We start from the raw sequence: 17,871 nt of genomic DNA on the forward strand, positions 1-17,871 counted from the left end.
TGATGGACATTTAAGAGGGGTGAAACATGAGTTTATTACAAGTAAAAGATGTATCACATAGCTATGGATTCGAATTCCGCACCTTTTTCAAGTGGAACAATCGTCCTAAAAAAGTACTTTCTAGTATATCGCTTTCAATTAATGAGGGCATTTGCTTAGGCATGCTCGGGACGAGTGGTGCTGGTAAAAGTACTTTAGGAAAGGTGATTCTTGGTTTGGAACGGCCACAATATGGACAAGTACTGTTTCAAGGGTATGATATTTACACAGCAGATAAGCATACTCGTCAAAAAATTCGCCGAAATTTACAAGCTGTTTTTCAAGACTCTTACTCGTCCGTTAACCCTCGAATGACGGCAGAACGTATTATAGCAGAACCGCTTGAAAATTATGAAAAGCTTACAATAGCTGAGCAAAGGCGATTGGTTATTGAATTATTGGAAAGGGTAGGGCTTAGTGAAAACGATTTAAAAAAATATCCACATCAGTTTAGTGGTGGCCAATTGCAACGTATTAATATAGCAAGGGCCCTTTCACTTAAACCAAAGCTAATTGTTTTGGACGAATCTGTCAGTAGTCTAGATATGGTGAATCAAACGCTTATTTTAGGGTTGCTTAGAGACCTCAAAAAGGATTTTGGATTATCTTATTTTTTTATTACACATGATATTAAAGCTGCCTGTGCAATTAGTGATACATTAGGAGTATTAGAAAAAGGACAATTAGTCGATTTATATACATCAAAACAACAATTTTTTACTGCAGATCACCCTGTTGTAAAGGAAATGATAGGCTCTATGCTGCCTGAGCATCCACAACATCGGTGCCAGTCACTAAAACAATTCTAAATTGTTTTAGTGACTGGCACTTTTTCATATATTTTAGTAAAAGCCAATAGGAGTAGATTTAATGGACAAACAAAATAGCAAATACAGGTGGATTGTATTTGTTGTTGTATTGTTTACGTATTTGTTAATGGCAAGTCAGCGAACAGCTCCTGGATTAATTACAGAACAATTAATGCGTGATTTTCACGTCACAGCATCAACGATTGGCTTGTTAACGAGTATACAATTTTTTGTATATACGAGTTTGCAAATTCCAATGGGGATTTTAGCTGATCGTTATGGCCCGAATTTTTTCTTAATTATTGGTGCGACGCTCACAGGTTTCGGCACAATTATTTATAGTTTTGGTACCCACGAATTTGTCTTATTCTTTTCCAGAATACTTACGGGAATAGGGGATGCGACCATATGGGTTAATATGGTGCTTATTTTAGCTCAATGGTTTTATCGAAAGGAATTTGTTCGGTTAATTGGCATAGCAGGCATGACAGGGAGCCTTGGTTTTTTATTAGCGACAGTTCCTTTCTCCGAATGGATAGATTTACTTGGTTGGAGAGCAGCATTTTTCTCAGCGGGGTTATTATTATGTATATGTGGCATTGTTCTTTATTTTGTACTTGTAAAAAAGCCGAAATTACTTTTTAAGGATGAGCAAGTATTGGTCACAGCAGAGGGGCAACGAGAAAAACCATTTGTTTTAGTGAAAAGAATATTTTCACATCCGCAAGCATGGGCTCTATTTTTTTGTCATTTCGGTGTTGTAGGTGGCTATGTAGGGTTTATTAGCTCTTGGGCTGTACCATATGGGACGAATATGTATGACATGACACGTTCGGATGCAAGTCAATTCATTATGGTAGGTCTTATTGGGGCACTTATTGGAGCACCTTTAACTAGTTGGATATCAAGTAAGGTAGAAACAATAAAAAAGCCATATATAATCGTTCATATTATCGTTTTACTCGGATGGTGTTCGTTCTTACTATTCAAAGGGTATCCTTCCTTGTTTCTGCTCATGCTATTATTTTTTATTATAGGCTTTGGATACGGTGCAAGTGCCCTAACGTTTGCGGCTGTACGACAATCATTCCCGTTAAATGAAGCGGGTATAGTTTCAGGGTTTGCGAATACAGGTGGTTTTTTAAGTGCTGTCTTACTACCGATTATTTTCGGATATTTATTGGATTATTTTCAATCTACTACAGGTAATTTAGCTAATGGCTATTACTATGGATTTTTTGCGCCAGTTATTTTCTCCATTATTGGTTTGTTTGGCGTGTTGTTCTTTAAAGAAAAGCGTTGAGAACTACGACCTCATAAGGGAAATGTATACCTATTTAGTATAAGTGAAAGATTATAATTTACGTTTATCGGGAAAAATGAAATTAATGTGAATTAAAATAACGCTGTAGTTGGTAAAATTATTATAGTAATAGAGCAGTTTAGTTGAAGAAATAGAAGTAGAAGGGTATTTTAAATAGGTAAACTAAAGTGGTGGAATTTTATCAATTTCATGCATAGCGAAAAAATTTTGTTCCACTTTACGTATGGGAAGGAGCAACAACGTTTTGGGTATAACTAGTATGGTCGGATACGTAATTATAGGTGCGTTACTTATTCTTTTATTAGTCTTCGTTATTGTTATGATTAACGGAGCGAAGAAAAGTAAAAAATAAAATTAAGTGCCAGTCACTAAAACAATTCAGAATTGTTTTAGTGACTGGCACTTTTTTTAATTTAGTAACCTTTTGCTCTTTTTTCAGCCATTTCTACTAGTCGTTTTGTGATTTCGCCACCAACTGAACCATTAGCGCGAGAAGAAGCATCTGGCCCAAGTTGTACGCCGAATTCTTGTGCAATTTCATATTTCATTTGATTGACAGCTTCTTGTACGCCAGGTACTTGGAGCTTATTTGAACTTCGATTGTTATTAGCCATTTTTCTCACCTCCTTGTGCTATTAGAATGGTCGCAAGCATGTTTTTCATACATTTTAAAAGAAGGAAATGTGCAAACTATATACTATAGTTAGGAATAACAGGAAAGCAGCTAAAAATGCAATTTACTCTGTTATAATAAATCCTGGCTCTTAAAATTAAGGATTAGCTAGAAGATCAAGGAGGTTTTGATATGACGAATAATGATATTTTAATTCGTTTACGATATGCACTAGATATTAAAAATACGGATATGGTGGAAATTTTTAAGCTAGGTGGTATGAAGTTTTCAAAAGAAGATATATTAAACATGCTTATAAAAGTTAAAGATGAAGCAGAAGAGGACATTCCTGAAAATTACATCAAATGTAATAACAAAATGGTAGAGGCATTTCTAAATGGTTTAATTACATTTAAACGTGGTGCCCAACAATCTAAACAAGGGCAACCAGAAGGACCTCCAGCAGTGACAGGAAATGAAAGCCCGAATAATATGCTAATGAAAAAAGTGAAAATTGCAATGGCTTTAACTACCGAGGATATGCTGGATATTTTATATGAAGGTGGCGTGTCTGTATCGAAAGGGGAACTCGGTGCAATTTTAAGAAATCCTAGCCATCGTAACTACAAAGAATGCGGTGATCGATTTGTAAGGAATTTTTTAAAGGGATTAACATATAAATATAGAGACTAAGAAACAAACATTCCATAAATAAAAAATATATTGTAAAAGTACCATTTTTTTCTTTTATCCATTGCAATATGTGACGAAATTGTGTACACTTGAATTGACACAAAGCTGTCACAAAAGGGAAAAGAAATGTTCATGAACAGAGGGGTGCTTTTATGATATTTTTTGATCTTATTTTAATTGTTGTTTCTTGCATTAGTATTCCATTAATAGTAGCTATCATGTTAGATATTTTTTATGCAGAACACAAAAAAGTTCGTTTTTCATTACGCCGTACTTCAGTATGGTATATGTTTGTTTTTGCTCTATCCTTTATTCCATCTGTGTTACTCGTAACACAATTTACATGATTTTCTTTAATAAACATTTAGGGGTAAGTGTTTATTACTAGCTGAGCAGCGACACGTTTTATCACGTGTTGCTGCTTTTTTGTATTGTTCAGCTATTTAAATGAAGAATGAAAAGAGAGATGACTGAATAAGATTTCTAATATAAAGTTGTATTTTCCTATCTATTATTCATATTGAGGGTGGAATAATAATGAAAACAGTCTTTCTACTATTGTTAGGTATAATTTATTTGTTTTTAGCAAATGCAATGGAAGCTATACTCATTAAAAAAACCTATTTCTTAATTGGCATTGCTTTAGTCACAGTCGCGACAATTCGTTATATTAAATGGAAATATCATACTTATAAATTAATGACAGAGCTTAAAAGAGCAAGTGAAGAAGAGTTAAACAATATCCCCCATACACATAGCACAATCGCCAATAACGGTTTACAGGCGTTATTGCTAAATGAGCATACAAAAACATTATTAGTGGCGATGAAAGAAGATTGGGAAGCGGAGTTGACCAAGAAGGAAGTCCAATTTAATGAAATTTATGAAGTAGCCATAATGGAAGACGGTCATATTATTGCGATAACAAGTAATGGATTATTTAATGAATCTTTACTAGAGGAAGACCATCGCTCTTTAGGAGAGGAAGAGGATATGGACGAGGATGAATCGGAGGAAATAGAGGAGGTTTCACACTTAGCTATAAAGTTGGTAGTAGATAATATTACTGCTCCGATTATTGAATATGCTTTTTTGGAATTGGAGGATGCAATATCTAAAGAAGATGATTCGTATCAAGAAGCAATGGAGTTATGTGAACAATGGTTTCAAAAAATCAGTATTATTATAAAGCGCTATGAGTTGGAAAGGGTGCCTATTCGGCGTTGGCAGTAAAAAAAGCTATCCGCAAAAAATCGGATAGCTTTTTAACTGTTATAAAGTAAATTTTTGTAGTTGGGTATTTAGCTCTTCAGCCATTTCTGCAAGCTGATTAGCACTCTTTGTAATTTCATCCATTGTTGCCGCTGTTTCTTCGACAGTTGCAGTTGTTTGCTCTACGCCTGCTGCAGATTCTTGTGAAATAGAAGCCATTTCATCAATAGAGCCATTAATCATTTCGGAGTGTTGCGAAATTTTTGTTAAGTTATTGGAAATGACATTAATATTGTCATTCATATCTTCAATCGCTTGAGAAATTTGATCGAACGTGTTATTTGTTTGATCTAATTGTGCAGTACCTTTTCGAACTTCCTCGTAGCCTGATTGTAGAGAACTCGTTACATTTCCTGTTTCATTTTGAATACGATGAACAATTGTAGAAATATCAGTAACAGAGAATTGTACTTGTTCAGCAAGCTTACGTACCTCATCTGCAACAACTGCAAAGCCTTTGCCATGCTCTCCTGCACGTGCTGCTTCAATTGCAGCATTTAAAGCAAGCAAATTCGTTTGGTTTGAAATCTCATCAATTACTGAAACAAGCTTTGAAATTTCAGCAGACTGTTCGTTTAAGCCTTCTACCTTTTTCACAGAATCTAAAACAATGTCATTAATAGTCGCCATTTGTTTTGTTGATTGGACCATTAATTTTTTACCTGACGTTGTTAAGTCATGTACATGCCCAGAATGTTCTTTTAACTCCACTCCTTCTTGTGTTGTTTCATGAATGTTGCGTTGGAAAGTTGTCATTGTTTCTGCTAAATCACTAGCTGTGGACGCTTGTGTTTCTGTTCCAGTAGCCAGCTCTTGCATAGTATATGAAATTTGTTCTGTACCTGTTTGAACTTCGTTAGCAGATTGCGCTAATTCTTCACTGCTAGCTGCAACTGTTTCAGAAACATTATGAATAGAGCTAATCGTTTCCTGTAATTTATCATTCAAGTCATTGGCAGAAAGCATTAATTGTCCAATCTCATCTTGATTAGTAACTGAAAACTTATCATGTCGCAAATTCCCATCAGCTAATTCTCTCATACGATTGGAAACAATTTTAACGGGTTTAGAAATGCGACTTGCTGTAAAAATTGCTAAAAGAATGCCTGCAATAATTAGAATGAGACTGACAACAGACCCAATTGATTTATTGTTTGAACTTGTTGATACGACATCATTGCCGACTTGCGTAATCGAGTCATAGCGTTTATCAGACACTTCTTCATAGCCATCACGAACTTCATTTACAAGTTCATTCATAGCTGTTAAATTTTCTAATGCTAATTGTTTGTCGCCCTTTTTATAAACTTCAAAAACTTCACTATTAACACGGTTGCTCCATTCACGTGCCATCACTACTAGTTCTTCACGTTCTGCTGTTTTTTCATATTGCTCCACGATACTGTTATTATCCTCAGCAATTTGACGGTACTTATTAAAAGTATCTATGTATTTTTCATCGCCTGTTACAACATAACTTAAAGCTGCAGATAATCGTACACTTATAGACATAGACAAATTTTTACTTGCTTCTAAAACAACTAAATCTTCTTTCACAAGTACTTTTGCTTGTTTCTCCATGTTCGTGTTCGAAAAATAAGTATAAGTAGTAAAACACACAAATAATACTAATAAAATGATAAATCTACTTAAAATGCGTGCTTTGATTGATTTAAACTGAAATAAAGGGTTCATTTTTTCCATCCTTTAACTTTTTCTATAGAACGAGTCCTATCTTTTTATTTTATTACTATTTCATAAGAAAAGTAGAATTTTTTTGTTGAAAATACTAAAAAAGGTTTTTTGGCATAATTAATTTACATTATTATTATATTTTTGTTAGATTGCTAAAGGTGTATATCTATTTGCCTATGTTAATGTCATTTTTAGAAAGTGTAAAATTATTAAATTCCTACATCTGTGTAGACTGTCCATAAGGGAATTTTCAAAAAAAAAAGCAAGCCCTTGTGGAGCTTGCTTCTGCATCGTATTAATATCTAATGCTAATACTTGTACTTTGTAATTGCATTATTGCTTATTCTTTTTGGCTTGACGTTCCCATTGTAAAAGGGATGGGTATGGATCAAATGCCCATTCTGTACGGCCATTAAATTTGTATATTCCATAATGAAGATGTGGTGGGAATTTCCCTGAAGTTCCTTCTTTCCCATAGCCAGAGCTACCGACATAACCGAGTATTGTACCTGGCTCTACAACATCCCCAACCTTAATGTCCTTATTATAGCTGCCAAGATGGGCATAATAATGATAAGAATTATGATTATCACGAATCCCAATTCGCCATCCACCAAATTGGTTCCAACCTTTGATTTCGACTACACCATAGGAAGTGGAAAGTATAGGTGTACCATAGCTAGCAAATATATCTGTACCTTCATGGATACGCCTACCGCCCCAGCCTCTGTTATCGCCCCAAGTACCTCTAAAGCTGTAATTGTAGCGAGTTGGAATTGGGAACGTATGTGCATCTAGCTCAGTTGTTTTGAAATGTTTATACAAAGTAGAAATTGTTACAATTTGATTAACCGCTTCTTCGCTTTTGTAGTATTCCCATAATGCCAATTTGAAGTCCTCGTCGGTAGAACCAAATTTACTTAAATAGCTTGCCATGGAGTAAATAACATCTACATCATCTTTAGGACTGGCGATTCCATCATTATTGCCATCAAGTCCCATCCCACCGAAGTAACTGATTGTTTCGGGTATCGTATCTTCCTTGACAGGATTTAATGCGCCTGACCAATATTCATCAGAAAATTGAATGGCAATGTAGCCATCTCGCTTAGGGATGTCTTTCCGAACAGATTGGAGATTGCGCTCATATTGGTCGATTGCTGCTAAAAAGTGCCATGGAATCAGTAATTCATCGTATTGTACATAATAAGACATACGTTGTTGTAATATTTCTTCATTACTAGGTCCTTCATTTGCCAAAGTAACTGTTGGGAAGAAATAACTCCACACTAGCGTACATGTCAGAAGGAAAATAAAATGACGACTCAAAATTGAACCTCCTTTCTACAGATTAGAATAACCGAAATTTTATATTTCATAAGTCCGCTGTCAATACAGTAATTGGCTTTTTTGTAGCAAGAAAAAAAGAAACAATAAGAAGAAACTTAATCAAAGAAAAAGTAATGGGTATCATAATGTCTTTAACTTCATACTATGTTATAAATCAAGCCCTGAATGGAGGGAAGGCTATCAACATTTTAGATAAAGTGAAGAGCTATCGCGAAGAAGAAAATCGACTGAAGTGGGAAGGTACATTTGCAGATTATCTAAGCATTCTGAAGGAAAGACCTGAAGTTGCTCAAACAGCCCATTCTCGCGTCTACAATATGATTAAAAGCGCTGGTGTAGAGGAACGCGATGGGCAAAAAATGTATCAATTTTTCGGGCAAGAAATTTTTGGGCTTGAGTCAGCAATTGAAAGACTGGTGGAGGAATATTTCCATCCAGCAGCGAGAAGATTAGATGTTAGAAAACGTATTTTGTTATTGATGGGGCCAGTAAGTGGAGGAAAATCAACGATAGTGACTTTGTTAAAGCGTGGACTTGAACAGTTCTCGCGTACGGAAGAGGGAGCAGTTTATGCAATTAAAGGATGTCCAATGCATGAGGATCCCCTGCATTTAATTCCACATCATTTACGGAACGACTTTTTTAAAGAGTATGGAATAAGAATTGAGGGCAGCTTATCGCCTTTAAATACGATGCGTCTTGAAAAAGAATACGATGGACGTATTGAAAATGTCATCATTGAGCGTATCACTTTTTCAGAAGACAGACGTGTGGGCATAGGAACCTTTACACCTTCAGATCCAAAATCTCAAGATATTGCGGATTTGACAGGTAGCATTGATTTCTCAACAATTGGTGTATTTGGCTCAGAGTCAGACCCTCGTGCTTATCGCTTTGATGGAGAATTAAACAAGGCAAACCGAGGGATGATGGAATTCCAAGAAATGCTGAAACTAGATGAAAAGTTTTTATGGAATTTATTATCACTGACACAGGAAGGGAACTTTAAGGCAGGAAGGTTTGCGTTGATTAGCGCGGATGAGCTAATCGTAGCGCATACGAATGAAACAGAATATCGTTCCTTTATTTCAAATAAAAAGAATGAAGCATTACACTCGCGTATTATTGTAATGCCAATACCTTACAATTTAAAAGTGAGCCAAGAAGAACTGATTTATGAAAAGATGATTAATGAAAGTGATATGTCCCATGTGCATATTGCGCCGCATGCATTGAAGGCCGCAGCAATCTTTTCGGTCCTAACAAGACTGGAAGTTCCGAAAAAACAAGGTGTGGATCTTATAAAAAAAATGCGCTTGTACGACGGAGAAAATGTGGAGGGATTTAATTCCGTTGACTTAGAGGAGCTTAAAAAAGAGTTTCCGAATGAAGGCATGAACGGTATTGATCCACGGTATATTATTAATCGTATTTCTTCAGCTATTATTCGAAAAGAAATTCCATCGATTAATGCATTGGATGTTTTGCGAGCACTGAAGGATGGTCTTGATCAGCATGCTTCGATATCGCAGGAAGATCGTGAAAAATATATGAACTATATAGCTGTAGCAAGAAGAGAGTATGATGATATTGCTAAAAATGAAGTGCAAAAAGCGTTTGTTTATTCGTATGAGGAATCTGCAAAAACGTTAATGAATAATTACCTCGATAATGTAGAGGCATTTTGTAATAAGAATAAAATTTTTGACCGCTTGACTGGTGAAGAAATGAATCCAGATGAAAAATTAATGCGCTCCATTGAAGAACAAATTGGGATTTCTGAAAATGCGAAAAAGGCATTCCGTGAGGAGATATTAATTCGTATTTCGGCTTACGCGAGAAATGGAAAGCGGTTTGACTATAATTCTCATGATAGATTACGAGAAGCGATTCAGAAGAAATTATTTGCTGATTTAAAAGATGTTGTAAAAATTACGACTTCTTCAAAAATGCCTGATGAGTCACAGTTGAAAAAGATTAATGAAGTTGTGGCAAGACTTGTCGATGAACATGGATATAATACAACGTCAGCAAATGAATTATTACAATATGTAGGAAGCTTACTGAATCGATAGTTTTCATTTTAGTGGCAGCCACAATTATGCACTAGCGTAATTGATAGACGTAATAGGAGTGTCCCAATTTAAGGGCACTCCTTTTATTTCTCTAAAAAAGTTCAATAAAGCGGATTACTAGCATAGTATAGAAAAAGCGAATTTGATAGATGGGTGAGGATAAAAATGACTGAAAACGAAAATAAGGGTTTTGTCATCTCTCAGGAAAATTGGTCCCTCCATCGTAAAGGGCACCAAGACCAGCAACGTCATATGGAAAAGGTTAAAGATGCGATTAAAAATAATTTACCCGATTTAGTCAGTGAGGAAAGTATTGTCATGTCCAATGGTCGTGAGGTAATTAAAATACCGATACGCTCCCTCGATGAATATAAAATTCGATACAACTATGATAATTCTAAGCATGTCGGTCAAGGACAAGGTGATAGTAGTGTAGGTGATGTTGTTGCGCGTGACGGTAGTAAACAGCCAGGCAATGGAAATGGGAAAGAAGCTGGTGACAAGCCTGGTCAAGATTATTATGAAGCAGAAGTAAGTATGGAAGAAATTCAAAGTGTGTTATTTAAAGAGCTGGAGCTTCCTAATTTACAGCAAAAAGAAAAAGCAGATATTAAAACCGAAAAAATTGAATTTAATGATATAAGGAAAAAAGGGCTTATGGGGAATGTGGATAAGAAGCGTACAATATTGAATGCGCTGAAACGCAATGCCATGGAAGGGAAAGCACAAATTACACCAATTCATAATGATGATTTACGTTTTAAAACATGGGATGAAGTGGAGAAGCCTGAATCAAAGGCTGTAGTCCTTGCAATGATGGATACGAGTGGTTCAATGGGTGCCTTTGAAAAATATTGTGCTAGAAGCTTCTTCTTTTGGATGACGAGATTTTTACGGTCGAAATATGAAACAGTTGAAATTGAATTTATAGCACATCACACAGAGGCAAAAGTAGTGACAGAGGAAGAGTTTTTCACAAAAGGGGAAAGTGGCGGAACGATCTGTTCTTCGGCTTATATTAAAGCGTTAGAGTTGATTCGTGAGAAGTATAATCCTAGTCGTTATAATATTTATCCTGTGCATTTTTCAGATGGTGAAAACATTTCAATGGATAATGAAAAATGTTTAAAGCTTGTTAATGAATTGATGGACGTCTCAAGCATGTTTGGATATGGCGAAGTCAATCAACATAATCGTTTTTCAACATTAATGTATACGTATAAAAAAATTGATGATCCAAAGTTTAGGTATCATATTTTAAAGAAAAAAGGCGATGTCTATGATGCCTTAAAGAGCTTTTTCCAAAAACATGAGTTGCAAAATGAAAATTAATATTAGGAAGGTGCGAAGCATTCATTTTTCCAGAGGAGGAGGTTGAAAAATGGAGAAGGAGCTTCACCGTGCGATTGATGAAATAACAGAAATTGCAACAGGGTTTGGTTTAGATTTTTTCCCAATGCGTTATGAAATATGTCCTGCAGATATTATTTATACATTTGGCGCATATGGTATGCCTACGCGTTTTTCCCACTGGAGCTTTGGAAAGCAATTTCATAAGATGAAGCTGCAATATGACTTAGGGCTAAGTCAAATATATGAGCTTGTGATTAACTCAAATCCGTGCTATGCATTTTTACTCGATACGAATACACTTACACAAAATAAGCTAATTATTGCGCATGTGTTAGCACACTGTGACTTCTTTAAAAACAATGTACGATTCTCAAATACAAGGCGAGATATGGTAGAGAGTATGACGGCAACAGCAGAACGGATTGCTGGCTATGAAAGGGAATATGGTAAGGAAGAGGTCGAACAGTTTTTAGATGCGATATTAGCTATACAAGAACATATCGATCCTTCTTTATTAAGAACAAAGCTGGCTTCTGAAGAGGAAGAACAGGACGAAGAAATTATTGCTACCAAATCTCCGTATGATGATCTTTGGAGTTTAGATAATAAGGAAAAAGAACAGCGGTCGGTACGTAGAAAAATCAAGCCGTTTCCAATGAAACCTGAAAAAGATTTATTGCTATTTATTGAGGAGCATAGTCGTGAACTAGAGGGATGGCAGCGGGATATTTTAACAATGATGCGTGAGGAAATGCTATATTTTTGGCCTCAATTAGAAACGAAAATAATGAATGAAGGCTGGGCATCCTTTTGGCATCAACGAATTATGCGTGAGCTGAATTTAACGACAGTGGAGACGATTGAATACGCTAAGTTAAACGCTGGCGTTGTGCAGCCATCCAAAACATCGATCAACCCTTATTATTTAGGCTTGAAAATATTTGAGGATATTGAAAAACGCTATAATAATCCAAGTGAAGAAATGCTAAAACGTGGAGTACTACCAAATAGCGGACGTGAAAAGATGTTTGAGGTGCGAGAAATTGAATCGGATATTTCCTTTATTCGCAACTATTTAACAAAGGATTTAGCAAAGCAAGAGGATCTATATTTGTTCCAGAAAAAGGGCAATGAATATCGTATTACAGACAAAGATCATGAAATGGTTCGTGATCAGCTTGTGTCGATGCGCGTCAATGGAGGGTTCCCATATATCGTTGTGAAAAATGGCGATTATCTCCGAAATGGAGAGTTATATTTAGTGCATGGTTTTGAAGGGATGGAGCTAGATCCTCATTATTTAGAAAATGTATTGCCTTATATTTATCAATTATGGGGGCGTCCTGTGCATTTAGAGACATTTGTTGAGGGAAAACCGATGCTCTATTCGTATGATGGTACAAAAAATTATAAGCGCTCGGTCTAAAGCAAAACTTCTATCAGGTAGGATGAAAATTCCTATAGATAGAAGTTTTACTTTTTTATTGAGGTAAATTTATTAATTGTTTTCAGTGGGTTCATCTTCAACTGTGTCTTGTAGCGCATCTTCAACATCTAGGTGTTGAGTTGAAGTCGAATGTATATCACTATCGATTACTAAACTATCACGAACTTTTTGCCCCTGCTGGCCACCAGCTTCATCGTTATTATTTCCTGCGATACCACTTCTGCCATTGCCATCCGCAAATTGCGATTTAAGATTTCTTGTTTGGCTATGGTTCAGCGCATTTTGCCCACCTTGGTTAGCATTTGTGCCAACCTCCTTATTGATTTGCCCACCACCTTCAGCTCTTTGTTCAAAACGGTTTTCTGTGTTGCCAATATTAAAGGTAATATTTATGGTAATGTCATTTTTCGCTTGATTATTAGAATGATTTCTTTCAGGTTCATTAGGATTATGAGAATTTTTGCGGGGATTATAAAAACCTGTCATAGTTTTCACTCCTTTCTTTTAAGTATTATTATTAAAGTATTAATTTCTTAGATGTTTACTTGTACGTGTAGCCTTATACTTAAAAGGAAATATTAAAGATATTATGGAAAGCTGTAGTTATTCAAAATGAATTTCTGCAAGACATAACGAAAATTTGTTAAAATGAATAAGATTATATGAATATCTATGGAACTGGAACGGTGAATAAACGTTGAAAACATTTAAAAAGGTATATATAGAAATAACAAGTGTATGTAATTTAGCTTGTAGTTTCTGCCCGCCAACTGAGCGTGCAAAAGGGCTTATCAAGGTAGAACAGTTTAATAAAATTCTTGATGAAATACGTCCTCATACTAAATACATTTACTTGCATGTGAAAGGCGAACCACTTTTACATCCACGTATTAATCAGCTACTAGATGCGGCGCATGACAAAGGCTTTAAGGTGAATATTACAACGAATGGTACACTTATAAAAAAGAATCGTGAAAAGCTATTGGGCAAGCCTGCACTCCGCCAAATTAATTTTTCGTTACATAGCTTTGATGGTCATGAGGGCTCTGAAAATCGAGAAAAATATTTAGGGGATATTTTAGATTTTGTGCGCGAAGCAAAAGAATTTAACACAATTATTTCGTATCGCCTGTGGAATTTACAGCAGGATCATGTTTCAGATCTTGCTGCTAGAAGAAACCGTGAAACATTAGAAATTTTAGAAAATGAATATCATCTTGATTTTCGCATTGAGGAGAAAGTTCAGCCAGGTAAGGGCGTAAAAATTGCGAACAATGTGTATTTAAACCAAGATCATGAATTTAGATGGCCAAGTTTACTTGCGCCAGAGGATGAAGGCAAAGGCTTTTGTCACGCATTACGCAGCCAAGCTGCCATTCTTGTAGATGGTACAGTTGTGCCATGTTGTCTTGATGGAGAAGGTGTTATTAATTTAGGGAATGTACATGAGCAGTCCTTTAGTGAAATTGTAGAAGGCGAGCGTGCCAATAATTTAGTCGATGGCTTTTCACGACGAGAAGCGGTTGAAGAGCTATGCAAAAAATGCGGCTATCGTCAGAAGTTCGGTATGGAAGGCGAATAGGGTAAAAGAGAAACAGTTGACTGCAAAGTTGATTTGCGTTGCAGGCCAATGAAAAGAGCAATGTGAAGATGGCCTTACAACTTTCAAAATGCTTATCAAGTTGATTGAAGCAACGGGAATTTTTCCGCTTTAGGAGCCACTCTTATGCCGCGGGGCTATGCGGTGTGCCAGTCACACATACAATTTCTATGCTTTGCATTTGAAACTAACAAAGGAAAAATCCACGTAGACTCCTGCGGGAACGCACACAGCATAAGACGCAACAAGCCGCGCGTTAGCGAGGGTTGCGGCTTACGTGTGTGCCCGCGGAAAGCGAAGTGGATTTTTCCGCTTTAGGAGCCATTCTTATGCCATGGGGCTATGCGGTGTGCCAGTCACACATACAATTTCTATACTTTGCATTTGAAACTAACAAAGGAAAAATCCACGTAGACTCTCGCGGAAAGCAACCGTCCCTAACAAATATCTACTAACACTCTGTGAAAGGTGCAGACAAGTCCTGTTTACAGTCGAACAGCTCCAATGTTAATCAACATTGGAGCTGTTTTTCTTTGATTGAGCATCAATTGTATTTAAAAAATCTCTTGTGATGCGTACTACATATTTTACTTCGTCTAAATTGCGCTCTCTTAATAATGAGCGATGAATGTCGAGCATAAGATTTTTCTCTTCAATATCAGTAACACCCGATAATCTTTGGAAATTAAAAAGTTCCTCTGGTGCAATATCTAACGCTTTCATAAGCAACTCTAAAGTACTTAACGTAATATTGGATTGCCCGTGCTCAATATTGGAAATGCGACCTTTACTAAAACCTAACTTCCCCGTTCTCTCTGCTACTTCTTCTTGACTAAGCCCTTTGGAAACTCTAATGATACGGAGTTGTTCACCTACTAGCTTTAAAAAGTCTGACATATCACTCACCTCTATGTAAAAAGCTAGTGAAAAACAATGATTATGCATATACCATTAAAGTTATATAATGTAGATAATGTTACATTAAAATGGTACAATAATCATTATTAAAATGTTATGCAATAGAATTTCTAATTTTTTGGACCGTCTTCCCATGCATTTTTTGATTGGTTGTGTGGGAATTTGAAAGCTTTTTAAGAATGGAGGATTTAAACTTGTTGGAGCGTTATAGACTTGATGAAGTAGCTCTTATTGTTGCTAATTTAACAACACCAAATATTTCAGAGTGCTCAAAAATAGGTCAACCTCTTATTACTGCAGAAACTTTAAAAGGGTTAGCGCTTGACGGTGATGTTCGTAAATTAACTAATTGGAATGCAGTAGATAATATGCTTTTTACGTGTACGAAGGTGCCAGCAAAAACAATTATTCTTGCCCGAAATGACTTGGGTAGTGCTAAAAAATATATATTTCATTGTGAACAAGAAGTATATATTACGAATGATGTAATTGCGATTATACCGAATGCATCCATTCTATTAAGTGAGTATTTATATTATTTCCTCCAATGGTATGAGCCAAAAACAGATTGGAGACAATTGCATCATATAAAATTAGATGTACCATCTTTAGAAATCCAAGAACATATTGTAAAGCTGCTTAAAACAAGTCAGCTTTTATTGAAAAATAAAAAATCATTGCTTGCTGTTGTCGAGGAGCTACCAATGCATTTTCAAAACATTTCAAAGCAAACTGAACAACATGCTAACCAACTAAAGGACGGGTTTGACCAACTTCAAACGTTATATCATTTGGCACTACACAAAATCTTTACTGGAGAGCTATTTCGGTTCCAAAATAAAAATTGTAAAAGAAAGACTTGAGATGACATTAAAAAATAAGTCGGTGTTAAAAGGAATACCGCAACACCGACTTGCTAACATAAACGATATGCAGTTAAATTTCAATTATAATAGGTAAAATCATCGGTTTTCGTTTCGTTTGCGCAAACAAATATTGACCAACGGCTTTTTTAATTTCGCGTCTTAAAACAAATAGTTGTTGTTTATTTACCTCTTGTAACTCGTTAATAGTTACTTTTACAAGATCATTCACTTTATGAAGAAGTTCCTCTGACTCTTTTGCATAAACAAATCCTCGTGATGTAGTATCAGGTTCTAAAATAATTGATCCATCTGTCTTGCTAAGTGTTAACACGATGACGAGCATACCATCCTCCGATAGTTGTTTACGATCACGTAATACAATGCCTTCAACTTCACCAATACCAATACCATCAACATACGTATCACCAGATGGGATTTTTCGTGTTTGCCTAGCTTTCGATTTTTCGATATCAACAACATCCCCATTTTTCATAATAAAGGTATGTCCTCTTTTGACACCGACAGATTCTGCTAACAAACGGTGCTGATGGAGCATGCGGAATTCTCCATGGATAGGTATAAAAAACGTTGGTTTCATAAGTGTCAGCATAAGCTTTAAATCCTCTTGATAACCATGTCCAGAAACGTGCATGCCAGTGTTACTGGATGAACCATAAATGACTTTGGCCCCAAGCTGAAATAAATTATCAACAATTCGCGAAACACCTTTTTCATTACCTGGTATTGGAGAGGCAGCTAAAATAACAGTATCGTCTGGCAAAATTTTCACTTCACGATGATTGCCACTAGCTAAACGAGAAAGTGCGGCTAATGGCTCTCCTTGACTCCCTGTACATAACACAACTACTTCCTCTGGTGGGAGATACTTCACTTCACGGGCATCAAGTAACAAATCATCGGGCATCGTTAAATATCCGCGCTCTAATGCAACATCTACAACATTGACCATACTACGACCTAACAATGCTAGTTTCCGATTCGTTGCAATAGTGGCGTCTACAATCTGTTGAATTCGATTCACATTGGACGCAAAGGTAGAAATGATTATTTTGCGCTCAGCATGAAGAAAAGCCTCTTCAATATGATGCCCTACAAGCTTTTCTGATGGTGTTAATCCTGGACGTTCAGCATTTGTACTTTCAGAAATTAATAACAATACACCTTCAGATCCGATAGCTGCCATCTTGTGAATGTCAGCAAACTGATTATTTACTGGTGTTAAATCAAACTTGAAGTCCCCAGTATGCACAACATTGCCTTCAGGTGTTTTGAAAACAATACCTAAACAGTCAGGAATACTATGATTCGTTCTGAAGAAACTAACATCAATCTGTCCGAAATGTAGCGAGGAGTCAGAGCGAATCTCTATCAAGTCAGTCTCTCTTAGTAGCTTATGCTCTTTTAGTTTTAACTCAATTAGCCCTAATGTAAATCGGGTAGCGTAGATGGGCACATTAATTTTCTTTAAAAGGTACGGAATACCACCTATATGATCTTCATGCCCATGAGTGACAATCAAACCTTTAATTTTTTCTTTGTTCTCCTGTAAGTATGTGATATCAGGAATAATCAAATCAATGCCGAGTAGGCTTTCATCTGGAAACTTTGCGCCACAATCGACTATAAGTAAATCATTTCCGTACTGTACAACATACATATTTTTTCCGATTTCGTTAATACCACCTAGGGCAAAAATGGATAATGCATTATTTGCTGCGTTCAATTGAATACCTCCGTTTAAACGTTTTCCGATACGTTTTAGTATTGCTCGCGTTTTCAATCTTATACTTTTGTGG

The 17,871-nt window shown here is 36.1% G+C and carries 16 protein-coding genes; 10 read left to right on the plus strand and 6 right to left on the minus strand.

Annotated elements, in window-relative coordinates; all coding sequences use genetic code 11:
• The first annotated feature begins 26 nt into the window (after nt 1-26).
• On the plus strand, nt 27-848 hold the full coding sequence (gene nikE / locus JNUCC52_RS16655; RefSeq protein ID WP_337980374.1) for a nickel import ATP-binding protein NikE: 822 nt from the start codon (nt 27-29) through the stop codon (nt 846-848).
• 61 nt (nt 849-909) lie between these two features.
• Nucleotides 910-2,151 (plus strand): MFS transporter, encoded by a 1,242-nt coding sequence (locus JNUCC52_RS16660; protein ID WP_337980375.1) that lies wholly within the window; start codon nt 910-912, stop codon nt 2,149-2,151.
• A gap of 434 nt (nt 2,152-2,585) precedes the next feature.
• Here JNUCC52_RS16660 and JNUCC52_RS16665 read toward each other — a convergent pair whose 3' ends face one another.
• The gene (locus tag JNUCC52_RS16665; RefSeq protein ID WP_173479617.1) at nt 2,586-2,786 is read right to left on the minus strand and encodes an alpha/beta-type small acid-soluble spore protein; all 201 of its coding nucleotides are present in this window, start codon (nt 2,784-2,786) and stop codon (nt 2,586-2,588) included.
• A gap of 191 nt (nt 2,787-2,977) precedes the next feature.
• Here JNUCC52_RS16665 and JNUCC52_RS16670 point away from each other — a divergent pair, with 191 nt between their 5' ends.
• The 3 genes from JNUCC52_RS16670 to JNUCC52_RS16680 all read left to right on the plus strand — a co-directional run bounded on the left by JNUCC52_RS16670 (nt 2,978) and on the right by JNUCC52_RS16680 (nt 4,711).
• Complete coding sequence (locus JNUCC52_RS16670) at nt 2,978-3,478, plus strand: YehS family protein (protein ID WP_337980376.1); 501 nt, start codon at nt 2,978-2,980, stop codon at nt 3,476-3,478.
• 152 nt (nt 3,479-3,630) lie between these two features.
• Nucleotides 3,631-3,825 carry a hypothetical protein gene (locus tag JNUCC52_RS16675; protein ID WP_173479615.1) on the plus strand — a complete coding sequence of 65 codons (195 nt, stop codon included), beginning with the start codon at nt 3,631-3,633 and terminating at the stop codon, nt 3,823-3,825.
• A 190-nt stretch (nt 3,826-4,015) separates the two neighbouring features.
• Nucleotides 4,016-4,711 (plus strand): hypothetical protein, encoded by a 696-nt coding sequence (locus JNUCC52_RS16680; RefSeq protein ID WP_337980377.1) that lies wholly within the window; start codon nt 4,016-4,018, stop codon nt 4,709-4,711.
• Between the two features lie 39 nt (nt 4,712-4,750).
• On the opposite strand, the gene JNUCC52_RS16685 is transcribed toward JNUCC52_RS16680, so the two are convergent.
• Entirely contained in the window at nt 4,751-6,445 is a 1,695-nt protein-coding gene (locus tag JNUCC52_RS16685; RefSeq protein WP_337980378.1) for a methyl-accepting chemotaxis protein, read from the minus strand.
• A gap of 333 nt (nt 6,446-6,778) precedes the next feature.
• Nucleotides 6,779-7,774, minus strand: coding sequence for a M23 family metallopeptidase (locus JNUCC52_RS16690; protein WP_173479612.1), 996 nt, complete (start codon nt 7,772-7,774; stop codon nt 6,779-6,781).
• Between the two features lie 200 nt (nt 7,775-7,974).
• Here JNUCC52_RS16690 and JNUCC52_RS16695 point away from each other — a divergent pair, with 200 nt between their 5' ends.
• The 3 genes from JNUCC52_RS16695 (at nt 7,975) to JNUCC52_RS16705 (ending at nt 12,649) form a co-directional block, all read left to right on the plus strand.
• Nucleotides 7,975-9,870, plus strand: coding sequence for a PrkA family serine protein kinase (locus tag JNUCC52_RS16695; RefSeq protein WP_173479665.1), 1,896 nt, complete (start codon nt 7,975-7,977; stop codon nt 9,868-9,870).
• A 165-nt stretch (nt 9,871-10,035) separates the two neighbouring features.
• Nucleotides 10,036-11,202 (plus strand): sporulation protein YhbH, encoded by a 1,167-nt coding sequence (gene yhbH / locus JNUCC52_RS16700; protein ID WP_173479611.1) that lies wholly within the window; start codon nt 10,036-10,038, stop codon nt 11,200-11,202.
• A 49-nt stretch (nt 11,203-11,251) separates the two neighbouring features.
• Nucleotides 11,252-12,649, plus strand: a complete 1,398-nt coding sequence (locus JNUCC52_RS16705) for a SpoVR family protein (protein ID WP_173479610.1) — start codon at nt 11,252-11,254, stop codon at nt 12,647-12,649.
• Between the two features lie 72 nt (nt 12,650-12,721).
• On the opposite strand, the gene JNUCC52_RS16710 is transcribed toward JNUCC52_RS16705, so the two are convergent.
• Nucleotides 12,722-13,156, minus strand: coding sequence for a hypothetical protein (locus JNUCC52_RS16710; protein WP_337980379.1), 435 nt, complete (start codon nt 13,154-13,156; stop codon nt 12,722-12,724).
• Nucleotides 13,157-13,367: 211 nt separating this feature from the next.
• Here JNUCC52_RS16710 and JNUCC52_RS16715 point away from each other — a divergent pair, with 211 nt between their 5' ends.
• Nucleotides 13,368-14,252 carry a radical SAM/SPASM domain-containing protein gene (locus JNUCC52_RS16715; protein WP_173479608.1) on the plus strand — a complete coding sequence of 295 codons (885 nt, stop codon included), beginning with the start codon at nt 13,368-13,370 and terminating at the stop codon, nt 14,250-14,252.
• A gap of 525 nt (nt 14,253-14,777) precedes the next feature.
• On the opposite strand, the gene JNUCC52_RS16720 is transcribed toward JNUCC52_RS16715, so the two are convergent.
• Nucleotides 14,778-15,167: a helix-turn-helix domain-containing protein gene (locus JNUCC52_RS16720; protein ID WP_173479607.1), complete on the minus strand. Its 390-nt coding sequence runs from the start codon at nt 15,165-15,167 to the stop codon at nt 14,778-14,780.
• A 215-nt stretch (nt 15,168-15,382) separates the two neighbouring features.
• Between JNUCC52_RS16720 and JNUCC52_RS16725 the strand changes: the two genes are divergently transcribed.
• Nucleotides 15,383-16,051 carry a restriction endonuclease subunit S gene (locus JNUCC52_RS16725; RefSeq protein ID WP_337980380.1) on the plus strand — a complete coding sequence of 223 codons (669 nt, stop codon included), beginning with the start codon at nt 15,383-15,385 and terminating at the stop codon, nt 16,049-16,051.
• A gap of 73 nt (nt 16,052-16,124) precedes the next feature.
• On the opposite strand, the gene JNUCC52_RS16730 is transcribed toward JNUCC52_RS16725, so the two are convergent.
• A complete protein-coding gene (locus JNUCC52_RS16730; protein ID WP_337980381.1) occupies nt 16,125-17,798 on the minus strand; it encodes a ribonuclease J in 1,674 nt (557 codons plus the stop codon).
• Nucleotides 17,799-17,871: the final 73 nt, after the last annotated feature.

This window comes from Lysinibacillus sp. JNUCC-52, from assembly GCF_015999545.1.
Taxonomy (GTDB): Bacteria; Bacillota; Bacilli; order Bacillales_A; family Planococcaceae; genus Lysinibacillus.

What these genes read in the sequence shown, in the direction of transcription:
- nikE (WP_337980374.1), top strand. Translation starts at nt 27, where the DNA reads ATGAGTTTATTACAAGTAAAAGATGTATCACATAGCTATGGATTCGAA.
- JNUCC52_RS16660 (WP_337980375.1), top strand. Translation starts at nt 910, where the DNA reads ATGGACAAACAAAATAGCAAATACAGGTGGATTGTATTTGTTGTTGTA.
- JNUCC52_RS16665 (WP_173479617.1), bottom strand. Translation starts at nt 2,786, where the DNA reads ATGGCTAATAACAATCGAAGTTCAAATAAGCTCCAAGTACCTGGCGTA.
- JNUCC52_RS16670 (WP_337980376.1), top strand. Translation starts at nt 2,978, where the DNA reads ATGACGAATAATGATATTTTAATTCGTTTACGATATGCACTAGATATT.
- JNUCC52_RS16675 (WP_173479615.1), top strand. Translation starts at nt 3,631, where the DNA reads ATGATATTTTTTGATCTTATTTTAATTGTTGTTTCTTGCATTAGTATT.
- JNUCC52_RS16680 (WP_337980377.1), top strand. Translation starts at nt 4,016, where the DNA reads ATGAAAACAGTCTTTCTACTATTGTTAGGTATAATTTATTTGTTTTTA.
- JNUCC52_RS16685 (WP_337980378.1), bottom strand. Translation starts at nt 6,445, where the DNA reads ATGAACCCTTTATTTCAGTTTAAATCAATCAAAGCACGCATTTTAAGT.
- yhbH (WP_173479611.1), top strand. Translation starts at nt 10,036, where the DNA reads ATGACTGAAAACGAAAATAAGGGTTTTGTCATCTCTCAGGAAAATTGG.
- JNUCC52_RS16705 (WP_173479610.1), top strand. Translation starts at nt 11,252, where the DNA reads ATGGAGAAGGAGCTTCACCGTGCGATTGATGAAATAACAGAAATTGCA.
- JNUCC52_RS16710 (WP_337980379.1), bottom strand. Translation starts at nt 13,156, where the DNA reads ATGACAGGTTTTTATAATCCCCGCAAAAATTCTCATAATCCTAATGAA.
- JNUCC52_RS16720 (WP_173479607.1), bottom strand. Translation starts at nt 15,167, where the DNA reads ATGTCAGACTTTTTAAAGCTAGTAGGTGAACAACTCCGTATCATTAGA.